Source organism: Streptomyces sp. NPDC053048 (genome assembly GCF_044547045.1).
GTDB lineage: Bacteria > Actinomycetota > Actinomycetes > Streptomycetales > Streptomycetaceae > Streptomyces.
The window spans coordinates 24721-37071 of sequence record NZ_JBITZS010000017.1 but is presented as its reverse complement, the minus strand read 5'-3'; the positions used below and the strand labels follow the sequence as shown (position 1 = coordinate 37071).

The 12351-nt window shown below is 74.6% G+C and carries 8 protein-coding genes; 7 read left to right on the top strand and 1 reads right to left on the bottom strand.

Annotated elements, in window-relative coordinates; all coding sequences use genetic code 11:
- Positions 1–38 precede the first annotated feature (38 nt).
- The 6 genes from ACIG36_RS32480 to ACIG36_RS32455 all read left to right on the top strand — a co-directional run bounded on the left by ACIG36_RS32480 (position 39) and on the right by ACIG36_RS32455 (position 8913).
- Positions 39–1118: a sugar phosphate nucleotidyltransferase gene (locus ACIG36_RS32480; protein WP_399935912.1), complete on the top strand. Its 1080-nt coding sequence runs from the start codon at positions 39–41 to the stop codon at positions 1116–1118.
- Positions 1119–1189: 71 nt separating this feature from the next.
- Positions 1190–2005, top strand: coding sequence for a polyprenol monophosphomannose synthase (locus ACIG36_RS32475; protein ID WP_399935909.1), 816 nt, complete (start codon positions 1190–1192; stop codon positions 2003–2005).
- A gap of 586 nt (positions 2006–2591) precedes the next feature.
- The gene (locus tag ACIG36_RS32470; protein WP_399935906.1) at positions 2592–3542 is read left to right on the top strand and encodes a hypothetical protein; all 951 of its coding nucleotides are present in this window, start codon (positions 2592–2594) and stop codon (positions 3540–3542) included.
- Positions 3539–4936 carry a glycosyltransferase family 87 protein gene (locus tag ACIG36_RS32465; RefSeq protein ID WP_399935903.1) on the top strand — a complete coding sequence of 466 codons (1398 nt, stop codon included), beginning with the start codon at positions 3539–3541 and terminating at the stop codon, positions 4934–4936. Before ACIG36_RS32470 ends, ACIG36_RS32465 begins: the two co-directional genes overlap by 4 nt.
- A 3-nt stretch (positions 4937–4939) precedes the next feature.
- Positions 4940–7771 (top strand): CDP-glycerol glycerophosphotransferase family protein, encoded by a 2832-nt coding sequence (locus ACIG36_RS32460; protein ID WP_399935900.1) that lies wholly within the window; start codon positions 4940–4942, stop codon positions 7769–7771.
- The gene (locus ACIG36_RS32455) at positions 7768–8913 is read left to right on the top strand and encodes a glycosyltransferase (protein WP_399935897.1); all 1146 of its coding nucleotides are present in this window, start codon (positions 7768–7770) and stop codon (positions 8911–8913) included. The genes ACIG36_RS32460 and ACIG36_RS32455 overlap by 4 nt, the downstream gene beginning before the upstream one ends.
- Before the next feature lie 35 nt (positions 8914–8948).
- On the opposite strand, the gene ACIG36_RS32450 is transcribed toward ACIG36_RS32455, so the two are convergent.
- Positions 8949–10610: a glycosyltransferase gene (locus ACIG36_RS32450; protein WP_399935894.1), complete on the bottom strand. Its 1662-nt coding sequence runs from the start codon at positions 10608–10610 to the stop codon at positions 8949–8951.
- A 172-nt stretch (positions 10611–10782) separates the two neighbouring features.
- Between ACIG36_RS32450 and ACIG36_RS32445 the strand changes: the two genes are divergently transcribed.
- Positions 10783–12348: a glycosyltransferase family 39 protein gene (locus tag ACIG36_RS32445; protein ID WP_399935891.1), complete on the top strand. Its 1566-nt coding sequence runs from the start codon at positions 10783–10785 to the stop codon at positions 12346–12348.
- The last annotated feature ends 3 nt before the right edge of the window (positions 12349–12351 follow it).

The window sequence follows — 12351 nt, the reverse complement described above, 5'->3', positions numbered from 1 at the left end:
CTGTGCGACCGTGGGACCACTATGGGCGAGGAACTGGCATGACAGAGGCGGTACTGCTCGTCGGCGGCAAGGGCACTCGGCTCCAGCCGCTCACCATCAACACGCCCAAGCCCATGGTCCCGGCCGCCGGGGTGCCCTTCCTCGCCCACCAGCTGGCCCGCGCCAGAGCCGCCGGCGTCGAGCACGTCGTCCTCGCCACCTCCTACCTCGCCGAGGTGTTCGAGCCCTACTTCGGCGACGGCTCCGCGCACGGACTGCGGCTCACCTACGTCCACGAGGACGAGCCCCTGGGCACCGGCGGCGCCATCCGCCACGCCGTCCGGGCACTGGACGGCGGGCCCCGTGATCCCGTGCTCGTCTTCAACGGCGACATCCTCACCGGCGTCGACATCCGCGGCCTGCTCCTGCGCCACGAGCGGGCGCAGGCCGACGTCACCCTCCACCTCACCCGCGTCGCCTCCCCCGGGGCGTTCGGCCTCGTGCCCACCGACGGCGACGGACGCGTCCTCGCCTTCACCGAGAAGCCGCAGCGACCGGAAGAGATCGTCACAGACCAGATCAACGCCGGCTGCTACGTCTTCCGGCGCGAGATCGCCGACGCCATTCCCTCCGGCCGCCCGGTCTCCGTCGAACGGGAGACCTTCCCCGGGCTGCTCGCCGCCGGCGCGCTGCTGCACGGCGTGGTCGACGCCTCGTACTGGCTGGACGTGGGCCGCCCCGCCTCCTTCGTCCAGGCCTCCGCCGACCTCGTGCGCGGCATCGTCCGATCCCCGGCCGTTCCCGGCGAGCCCGGGGAGCACCTCGTGCTGCCCGGAGCGCACGTGGAGAGCGGGGCCAGGCTCGGCGGCGGCACGGTCGTCGGCGCCGGGGCCCGCATCGCGGCCGGCGCCGATGTCCAGGGCTCCGTGGTCCTCGACGGGGCCCGTATCGAGGCCCACGCGCGCGTGCGGGCCTCCATGGTCGGCACCGGCGCCCGGGTCGGCCCCCGCACGGTGCTCGACGGCGCGGTCATCGGTGACCACTCCGAGATCGGCGCGGACAACGAGCTGCGCGAGGGCGCCCGCATCTGGTGCGGCACGGCCATCCCCGACGCCGCCATCCGCTTCTCCGCCGTGTGACCCCTCACCCGCCCATCCGCACCCACCGGTCGTGGCTCCCCGCCGGTCGTACTGACAAGGAACCGCAGCCCATGAGCGCCCCTCGCAACCCCGCCCACGCGAAACCGCTCCCCGCGGAATGGGGCCGCACCCCGCTGACCGTGGTGATGCCCACCTACAACGAGGCACAGAACCTGCCCACCATGGCCGAGGCGCTGATGGCCCTGCCCCTGCCGGGCCTGCGCCTGCTGGTCGTCGACGACAACAGCCCGGACGGCACCGGCACCATCGCCGAGCAGCTGGCCGAGAAGTACAACGAGCCCGGTCGCGACCGCATGGGGGTACTGCACCGCACCGCCAAGGACGGCCTCGGCCGCGCGTACGCGGCCGGCATGGACCGGGCCGTCACCGAGGGCGCCGCGTACGTCCTGCAGATGGACGCCGACGGCAGCCACCCGGCCGACCGGGTCGGAGAGCTGCTCGGCGTCGCCCTGGCCACCGGCGCGGACGTCGTCGTCGGCAGCCGGTACGTGCCCGGCGGCACACTCTCCGACGCCTGGGGCGCCCACCGCAAGCTGCTCTCGCGCTGGGCCAACGCCTACGCCAGCGGCATCCTCGGCACCCGCGTCCGCGACATCACCGGCGGCTTCAACCTCTGGAGCGCGGACGCGCTGCGGGCCATCGACCTCGCCTCCGTCGACAGTGCCGGCTACAGCTTCCAGGTCGAGATGAAGTACCGCGCCCTGCGGGCCGGCTTCACCGTCGTGGAGGTGCCCATCCACTTCGAGGACCGCGCCGCCGGGGAGTCGAAGATGAACCTGGCGGTGCAGCTCGAGTCCGTCGCCATGCCCTGGCGGCTGCGGTCGAAGGCGCTGCGCGCGGCGAAGTCCGGCCGGCCGGCCCGCTGACCCGTGACGGGGACCGCCTCGCTCAGCACCGCGCGGGCCGCGCACCGGGCGGCGGCCGCCGCCGTGCTGCTGCTGGCCGCGCTGCTGCTGCTCATGGTGGTGCGGCTGCCGTGGTCCGGCGACCTCGGCATGCACGGAGCGGTCCTGGAGCGGCTGCGCACGGACCTGCTCCATCCGGGCAACCCCCTGGTCGACGAGGACACGGCCAGCCCCTACTACTCGCCCTGGACGGTCGCCCTCGCCCTGCTGGCGACGGCGAGCGGCTGGAGCACCTTCGCGGTGCTGCGGCTGGCGGGGCTCGCCGGCCTCGTCCTCCTCGGCACGGGGGTCGCCGCCTTCGTCCGTACGTTCAGCCGCAGGCGCGGTGCGGTGCCGCTCGCGCTGCTGTGCGTGCTGCTGCTGTACGGGGTGCGGCTGTTCGCCTGGAGCGGGCTGCCGGGTCTGACCTCGCTGAGCCTGACCCTCGCCTACCCCAGCACCTTCGCCCTGGGGCTCGCCCTCCACCTGTGGGCGCTGCTGCGCCGGGCACTGACGGCGGGCTGGGGGTGGCCGGGCTTCGTGGGGCTGGGGGCGCTGCTCGCGGGGGGTGCTGCTGTGCCATCAGTTCACCGGGGCGGTCGCCGTGCTGGGTGTGCTGGCCGTGCTGCTGGGGGCCCGGCCGTGGCCGGACGGGGTGGTGTGGCGGCGGGTGGCGGCGGGGGCCTGCGTGGCGGTGGCGGGGCCGCTGTGCTGGCCGTACTACTCCTTCCTCGCGCTGGCGGGCGGCGGCGGGCTGGATTCCGTCCACCGGCAGCTGTACGAGGGGCCGGCCGAGAAGTTCTGCCTGACGGCCCTGGGCGTCGTGGCCCTGGCCGTGCGCCTGCGGCGGGACCGCCGGGATCCGCTGGTCCTGCTGTTCGCACTGGGCACCGCGGTGTTCGCCGCCGGATGGGTGAGCGGACACTACGCGTGGGGACGGGTGCTGCCCGCCCCGCTGCTCGCCGCCCAGCTCGCGCTCGCCCTCGAGGTCACCGAGGCCGCGGGTGCCGCCGGACGCGGCGGACAGGGCGAGTGGTGGTGGCGCCGGCTGCCCGTCGCGGCGACGGCGGCCGCCCTGCTGGCGGGGGCGTGGGCACAGGCCGGGGTCCTGTCGTACGTCCTGCGCGCGGAAGCCGTCCCGCCGGTGCTGCGCGACGTGCGGGCGCTCACCCTGTGGCCGCGGATCGGCTGGGCGGCGGCGAAGGTGCCCAGGGGCGCGACCGTGATGACGGACGACTACTACGCGCTGCGCACGCTCCCCGCCTACGGCCCGTACACCGTCGCGCCCGCCTACCCCGACGTGTTCCTTCCCGACGAGAAACGGCGCCGGGCCGCCACCCGGCGCTACTTCGCCCCTGCCACCACCCGGGCCGAACGGCTCGGCATCCTCAAGGAGTACGGCGTGCGATGGGTGCTGCAGAAGAACGGCAGGCCGGGCCTGCCCGTGGACGACCCCGCGGTGCGGGCGGCGGGCCGGGGGCCCAGGGGGCTCACGCTGCTGGAGGTCGTCGGCCGGTGAGCGCGGACCGCGGAACCTCGTCAGCCGGTGGGAGCTCGTCAGCGGGTGGGCCTTCGTCCTCCGGTGGGCTCTCGTCCTCCGGTGGACCCTCGTCCTCCAGCGGGCTCTCGTCCTCCGGCGGGCTCCCGGGCGGCTTCGCGGCCGTCGAGTGCCGTGGTTCCGCCGGCGACGGCCTGGCCCGGTGGCTGCGCGTCCGGGTCTCGTGGCCGGTGGCGGTGGCCGCGCTGCTGCTGTTCGTGCTGAGCTCGATCCGTCCGTACGCCAAGGACCGCATCGGCATCGACAACGCGGTCGTGGTGCGCGCGGCGCGGGCCATGCTGGAGGGCGGCTCGCCGTACGCGGACAAGCGGTTCCTGTACCTGCCGGGAGCGGTGTTCGCGGCGCTGCCGCAGACGCTGGTCTCCGAGCGGGTGCTGTTCTACGCGGTGCCGGTGGTGACCGGGGTGCTGGTGGCGGTGGGCGCGGTGCTGGCGCTGCGGATCTTCGACGTACGGCCGGACAGCCGGCTCGGGGCGGCGCTGATGGTGGGGATCGCGCTGTTCCTGCCCTTCCACAGCCTGGTCTTCCTGGGGAACTGGACGGCGGCCTCGGTGGTGGCGTTCCCCGCGGCGCTGCTGCTGGCGCGGCGGGGGCGCTGGTGCGCGGCGGGCGCGGTGATCGGGGCGGCGATCGCGCTCAAGCCGATGCTGGTGCCGCTGCTGATGCTGTTCGTCCTGGCCCGGCGGTGGCGGGCGCTGGGCTGGGCGGTGGCCGTCCTGGCCGGGGTGTCGCTGGCAGCGGCCTCGGCGATGCCCAGGCCCGGCCTGTTCCTCACCCGGACGCTGCCGTTCCTGTTGCACGGTCAGGACGCGTACGCACGCCCGTACGACGCCTCCTGGCCGTCGGTGCTGCCCCGGCTGGGGGTGCCGCAGCACTTGGCGTTCGGGCTGGCGGCGGTGGCCGCGGTGGCGGTGCTGTACTGCGCCCGGCTGCGGTGGCGGAACGGAGGGGAGACGGGGGCCCGGCTGGTGGAGTGCGCGTCGTTGCTGATGCTGGCCGCGTTCGTGGTGTCACGGCCGTCGTTCCTCAACTACGCGCTGGTCGTGGTCCCTTCGCTGGTGGCGTCGGCGGTGGTGCCGGGGACAGCGGTGCGCTCGGTGTGGTTCTGGATGCCGCTGGTGCCGCAGTTGGGCGGGGTGCCGTGGCCGGGGCTGGAATCGGCGCAACGGCACGCGTTCAAGGACATCGTGATGTTCGGGGGGCTGGCGGGGGTCCTGGCGCTGGTGGCCTGGCGGGGGCGCAACCAACGGCGGGCCGACGGTGTTGTAACTGTCAGTAGCGAAAATTACTCGCTGTGCGGAGCCGGCCCGGTGGATTCAGCCGACTCCCGTCCGCCCGACCCGGAAGTGAGGTGACCCGTGCCCGCCGCCGACGCGAGTGTTCCCGACGCCGGTTCCGACGCCGACGTCAGTGTCGTCGTGATCGTTTACAACGACGCCGAGAGGCTGCCGCGCGCCGTGCGGTCCGTGCTCGGGCAGTCGCTGCGCAATCTGGAAGTGATCGTCGTCGACGACTGCTCGACGGACGCCACGCCGTCGGTCGCCAGGGAGCTCGCCGCGTCCGACCCCCGGGTGCGCCTTCTGAGGCTCGCGTCCAACAGCGGCGGATGCGGCGCGCCCCGCAACGCCGGCATCGAGGCGGCCCGTGCGCCCCATGTGATGTTCCTCGACAGCGACGACGAACTGCCCTACCACTCCTGCAAGTCACTGCTGCTGACCGCCGAGGAGACGGGCGCCGACTTCGTCACCGGCGAGGTCACCCGGCTCTTCGAGGAGACCGGCGCCACGGGCCTGTGGTACCCCGAACTCTTCGAGGACGTCCGCCTCGTCGAGGGCATCCGCACCGCCCCGGAGTACTTCCTCGACCACCTGTCCACCAACAAGCTCTACCGGGCCGGTTTCATCGCCCGGCACCGCCTGCGCTTCCCCGAGGACCTGCACTACGAGGACCAGCTCTTCACCGCCAAGGCCTTCACCCTGGCCCGCGCCTTCGCCGTCGTGCCCTGGTCCGTCTACACCTGGCGGCTCGCCGGCGACCCGGCCGCCGGTCCGTCCATCTCCTCCAGCCGCCACAAGATCCAGAACGTGGCCGACCGGGTCGGGGTGGCCCGGCTCATCGACGACTTCCTCCAGGAGACGGGCAACGCCGACCTCGCACCGGCGAAGGACGCGAAGTTCCTCCGGCACGACTTCCGTCTCTACCTCGGCGACCTGCCCTTCCGGGACCGCCGGTGGACCGAGGAGTTCGCCGCCACCGTCACCCCCTACCTGGCCCGGATCGCGCCGGAGGCGTTCGAGGCCATCCCGCGCGAGCAGCGGATCTGTCAGTACCTGCTGATGGAGGGGCGGCTGGAGGAGGCCGCGGAGTGCGCCCGCACTCTGGACCGCCCGCGGCTCGCCCCACGCCATGCCGTCGGGGACGACGAGGGGCGCGTCCACTGGGGCGCGGCCCCGCCCGAGGACCAACGGGCCGCCGCCGCACTGGACATCGGCGAATGGCGGCTCGGCGAGCAGCCCTTCGGTACCGGGCCGCTGCGGCACGAGGTGGCCGCGCTCCAGCGCTCCGGGGCCCGGCTGCGGATCGCCCTGCGCACCTACGACCCGGGGCGGCTGCTGAGCGGGCCTGTGCCGGTCACGGCGGAGCTACGCGTCGCCGCGTCCGGGGAGCCGCTCGCCGTTCCCTTCCGGTACGCGCCGGCCGAGGACAGCGGCGGCCCGGACGCGGGCGCGGGCGTGCGGACCGCCGACGTCGAGCTCGACCTGCGGCGGGTGTCGGTGGGGCTCAAGGGGTTCCGGGGTCGGCGGCATCCCGTGATCACGCTGGACCGGCTGGGGCTGACCCGCACCGACCCGCTGCTGGCCCCCGCCGGGCTGCCCCCGCTGCGGGTCGGGACCGGACGGCACCGGGTGCGGGTGGCGTGCGAGGGGCGCGGCGCGGGCCGCCTCGAGCTCGCGTGGGAGCGCACGGGCGCCCTGGGGCACGCCGAGAGCGCCGCGCCCCGCCTGGGGCCCGTGCTGCGCGGCGCCCAGCGGCTCGCCCGCAGGACGACCGGGCCCGGCGCCAAGGCCCTGGCCTACCACGAGCTGCAGAAGCTGCCCATCGACGACGGACTCGTCGTCTTCGAGGCCCTGGAGGGCCGCGGCTACGCGGACAGCCCCCGCTACCTCCACGAGGAACTGCTGCGTCGCGGGCTCCCGCTGCGCGCCGTCTGGTCGTACAGCGGCAGCCGTTCCTCCTATCCCGAGGGGGTGGAGCTGATCAGACGGGGCAGCTGGGAGTACGCCCGTACGGTCGCCCGCGCGCGCTACTGGGTGGACTCGCACGGCTTCCCGGTGCTGTTCACCAAACGGCCCGGCACCCGCTATCTGCAGACCTGGCACGGCCAGGCGTTCAAGCACATGGGCTTCGACACCCCCGAGCTGCGCCTCGCCCACCCCGAACGACGCAGAGAGCACCGCGAGATGGTGAACCGCTGGGACGCCCTGATCTGCCCCAGCGCGGAGTTCGAGCACACCTTCGTCCGGGCCAACGCGTACACCGGCGAGTTGTTGCGCACCGGACTGCCCCGCAACGACGTGCTCGTCCGGTGGAACGACCCCGAACAGCGCGACCGTGCGGCCGCCGCCCGGGAGCGGCTGCAGATCCCGCACGACCGCCAAGTGTTGCTGTACGCGCCGACCTTCCGTGACGGGGCGCGCGGCAGCGGCGAGTCGGTCCGGGTGGACCTCGCGGAGCTGGTGCGCGTGGTCGGGGAGGAATGGACGATCGTGGTCCGCCCGCACTACTACGAACGCTTCACCGTGCCCCGCGAGCTGGGCCACGCCCTGCGCGACGGACGGGAGTTCACCGACCTCAACGACCTGATGCTCGCCTCCGACGCGCTGCTCACGGACTACTCGTCGGTGATGTTCGACTACGCCAACCTGGGACGGCCCATCTTCCTCTACGCCGACGACTACGAGGACTACCGCTCCGTCTCGCGCGGCACGTACTACGACCTGGCGGAGATCGCCCCCGGCCCGATGCTCGCCACGACCGGCGAACTGACCGCGGCGCTGAGGGACCTGAAGGCGGTGCGCGAGCAGTGGGCGGGGGCCCACGCCGCGTTCCAGGCCAGGTTCAATCCGCTGGAGACCGGGCGGTCGAGCAAGGCCGTGGCCGATCTGTTCTTCGAGGGGAGCGCCCGGTGAGCCCGCGCACCGTCCTTCTGCTCGGCATCGACGTCGATTCCATGGGCGGCTCCCAGCGGGTGCTGCACACCCTCGCCCAGGGCTTCGCCGAGCGCGGCCACGACGTCGAGCTGATCGGCATCCGGCCGAGCCCCGAGCCGCACACCTACCTCGCCGACCCGGCCTACCGCCGCACCACCCTCCACCGCTCGCCGGCCCCTCCGGCCCGGCAGGCCGTCTCCCTCGCCGAGCGGCTGCACCCGGCACGGCTGCGCTCGGCCCACGCCGAACGGGCCGAGCGCGGCCGCGCCCGGCGGCTGCTGGCCCGGCGCCTGGCGGCCGCCCGCGAGGGCTACGTCGTCATCGGCTCACCCTGGGCCGCGGTCTGGCTCGACGGCGTCGGCCGGCCACCGGGGCTCAAGGCGATCGGCCAGTACCACGAGTCCTTCGCCCAGGCCCGTGCCTCCGTCAACCTGCAGCTGATCCTGCGCCACTACCCGGAGCTGGAGAAGGCGCTGTTCCTGAGCGAGCCGGACGCGGCCGAGTTCCGCCGTCGGCGGCTGCCGAACGCCGGCGTGATGCCCAACCCGCTGCCGTTCACCCCCCTCGCCCCCGCCCCCCTGGACACCCGGCGCGTCGGCGCGGTCGGCCGGCTCGAACCCGTCAAGCGCCTGGACCGGCTGCTCGACGCCTTCGCCACGGCCGGCGCCCGGCACGAGGGCTGGGAGCTGCACCTCTTCGGTGACGGCCCCTGCGAGGCGGAGCTCCGGGCGCGGGCGGAGCACCTGGGGATCGGCGACCGGGTCCGCTTCCGCGGCAGCGTCCAGGACATGGCCGCCGCCTACCGGGAGCTGTCCGTCCTGGCCCTCACCAGCGAGCGCGAGGGCCGCCCCATGGCCCTCGCCGAGGCCTCCGCCGCCGGGGTGCCCTGCGTGAGCTTCGACCTGTCGGGCGGAGTACGCGAACTCGTCGGCCACGGCCGTACGGGCACGCTCGTCCCGCACGGCGACACGGCCGCGTTCGCGGACGCGCTGCAGGAGCTGATGGGGGACGGGGCGCTGCGCGAGCGCTACGGACGCGCGGCGCGCGAGCACGTGGCGCCGCTGGCGCTGCCGGCGGTGCTGGACCGGTGGGAGGCGCTGTTCGAGGAGATCGACCGATGAGCTGGGTGACGGGGGAGCGCGGTGTCGTGGCGTTGCTACGAAGGATCCGGGTGGCCTTGCGGCCGGCGCCCGCGCGCGGACCGGCGGAGCCTGCGCAGGGCGACGCCGACCGCACACCGCACGCCGGGCGCGAGGCGCAGGGCCAGCGATCCGCTCGCGGTGGCGTAGGGCTGTGCCACCAGCAGCCCGTGCCGGGCGCTGGGCAGGGCCACCGGGCGCATGTCGCCCCCGGCCGCCCGCAGTGCCGTGCGCAGGGTGCCGCCGTGCGTGCAGTGGACCCGGACGCGGATGTCCCAGGCCTGGGGGGCGTCGGTGACGTCACGGCCACGGGCGGCCAGCTCGGAAAGGTCGACGGTCATGCGCGCCCTCCAGGCACCGTCGTCGGCCACCAGCGGCACGGCGGATTCCATCACCGCGTGCCCGTCGCGGAGCCGCAGTTCGATGTCGGCGGTGTGCGGGCGGGCGGCCGCCAGGCGGCCGTAGAGGTCGTGCACGCGCAGCCGCAGTCCCGTGCGCGACCTCGCGCGGGGGCACAGGCTTGCGTCGATGGTCACCGGGAGGCGGCGGGCCGGTTTGGCGCCGGGGCCGACGAGACCGTCGAGGTGGACCTGCGGCAGATCGGCCGCCCACACCGCTCGGCCCGCCACCTCGGCGTACGGCGGGAGAAGCCGGGCCGGGCCCGCGGCCAGCTGGGCGAGGCGGTCCAGGTCGCGGGGGGCCGGCGCGGCCAGGACCACCCGGGCGATCCAGCGGGCGGGGGCGCGGGCGGCCCGCAGGTCGGCCTCGTCGAAGGCGGCCAGGCAGTCGCGGGCCGTCAGCCACCACGCGCGGCGGTAGCCGGGCCCGTGGCCGGGCAGTTCGCGGACGTACATGCGCAGGTCGTGGTCGAGGAACTTGACGCGCGCGGCGTGGGCGAGCGGTGCGTTGCCCGCCTCCCGGAAGACCTCCACCCCCCGCTGATGGGCCCGCACCCGGGCCTGCCAGTTGGTGACCCGCTCGCGGTCGAGGGAGATCGAGGGGCGGGCAGCGTCCCGCCGGACGTGCCAGATGTAGACGGCGTCGGGCACGGTCGCGACGCGCGGGGCGGCGGCGAGGACCTGGGCACTGAAGACGAAGTCCTCGTAGTGGAAGGGGCCTTCGGGAAAGGTGATGCCGTGCCCGGTGAGAAAGGAGCGCGCGTAGAGCTTGTTGACGCACAGCGTGTCCCGCAGCAGCGCCGGGTGCTCCTCGGGGGAGCCGTGCACGGAGGGCCTCCGGTAGAGGGAGGCCTGCCAGAGGGTGTCGCGCCGCCGGGGCAGTTCGCGGCGCACGCACAGGCCCGCCGCCACGGGCGCGTCGTGACGCAGCGCGGCGTCCAGGAGGGCGGAGGCCGCGCCGTGGGGCAGGGCGTCGTCGCTGTCCAGGAACATCACATACGGCGCTGTCGCGGCCCGGACGCCGTCGTTGCGCGGGGTGCCGCAGCCACCGCTGTTGACGGTGCGGTGGATGACCTTCAGCCGCGGCTCGTCGGCGGCGATGCGGTCGAGTACGGCGGCGGTGCGGTCCGTGGAGGCGTCGTCCACGGCGATGACCTCGGCGACGGCCGGCCCCTGGGCGAGAGCGGAGCGCACGGCGTGGCCGATGTGCGCGGCGTCGTTGTAGCCGATGACGATCACGCCGACCCGTGCGGTGAGGATTCCGCTCCCGTTCACTGTCACAAAACTCAGTCTTATCGAATAAATGCCAATTACCAGGGCATTCTGTGCGCCCGTGTGGGCGACGGCCGCAGGGGTCGATACCGCCATAAGGGTCGCGACGGCCATGACGGTCGCGACGGCCATGACGGTCGCGACGGCCATGAGGGTCGCGGCGGCGAAGGGAGGGGCACCGATGGAACGGGCTGCACCGGTGACGGTGTCGAGGGGGCGGCGGCCCGCCGTGGTGTGCGCGCTCGCCGTGCCCGCCGCCGTCATGCTCGTCCTCGGCCTGTGGGGCCTGGACCGGGGCACGATGTGGCGGGACGAGGGCGCCACCTTCCAGGTGGCGCGCCGCTCCCTGCCGGAGATGGGGCGCCTGCTCGGCGAGGTCGACGCCGTTCATGGTCTCTACTACGCGCTGATGCATCCCGTGCTGGCCCTGAGCGCCGACGAGATCACGCTGCGGCTGCCGTCCGTCCTGGCGGCCGCCGCCACCGCCGCCCTGGTCGCGGCCATCGGCTGCCGGCTCGCCCGGCCACGGGTGGGCCTGTGGGCCGGGCTGCTGTACGCCGTCACGCCGTTCGTCGGCCACTACGCGCAGGAGGGCCGCTCGTACGCCCTGGTCGCGGCGGGGGCCGCGCTGGCGACCTGGCTCCTGATACGGGCGGTCGAGGCGAGCCGGCCGACCGGGGTGGCCGAGGAAACCGAGGCAGCCGCCGCGGTGACCGGGCCGTACCGCCGCTGGGTCGCCTATGGGGCGGTCGTCGCGGTCACGGCGTTGCTGCACGAGTTCGCGATTCTGCTGCTCGCGGCGCACGCGGTGACGCTGCTCGTCTCGCGGGTCGGCCGGCGGGTGTGGCGCGGCTGGGGAGCGGCGGCGGTGGCCGCGTGCGGGCTGCTGGCCCCGCTGGTGGTGCTCTCGCGGCGCCAGAGCGAGCAGGTCTCCTGGATCCGGACGCCCGGCTACGAGCAGGCCAAGGCCCTGCTGTACGCGTTCGCGGGGCCCGGCGAGCTCGTGCTGACCGTCACCCTGCTGCTGACGGCCGTGGCCCTGCTGCGTCCGCTGCCCCGCACCGGGCCGCTCCGGCTGAGCGCGCTCGCGCTGCCGCTGGCGCTCGTTCCGCCGGTCCTGCTGTACGTCGCCTCGCAGCGACAGCCGCTCTTCCTCGACCGTTACCTGCTGTTCTGTCTCGCGGGCGTGCCGCTGCTGGCGGCCGCCGGTGCCGAGCGGCTGCTCGGGTCGCTGCCGTGGCGGCGGGTGGTGACGGCGGCCGGGGCCGTGGCCGTCGCGGCGGCCTTTGTCTGGCAGTTCCCCTTCCACGAGCGGGAGCGGCTTGCCGGCAGTCGGGGCGACGAACCGGCCAGGGTCGCGGCGGTGGTCGGGCGCCTGGCCCGGCCGGGGGACGCGGTGCTGTTCCTGCCGCTCCACGAGCGCCGGATATCCCTGAACTACCCCCGGGACTTCGCCGGGCTGCGCGATCTCACGCTCGGACGGTCGCCCGCCGCCTCCGGCACCCTCTTCGGGGAGGAGGTCGGCGCGGCGGAGCTGCGCGACCGGCTGCTCCGGCTGCCCGCGCGGCAGCGGGTGTGGGTGGTGGCGGACACGACGACCGTCGGCACCCCCTGGTTCCGTGCGCGGCGCGCCGAGACCGCCAAGACGGCGGTGCTCGGCGCGCTGTACCGGGAGGAGTCCACGGTGTTCGTGCGCGGCGGCGCGGTGTCACTGCACGTGCGCCGCCAGGGCGCGCCCGATGGGTGAGCA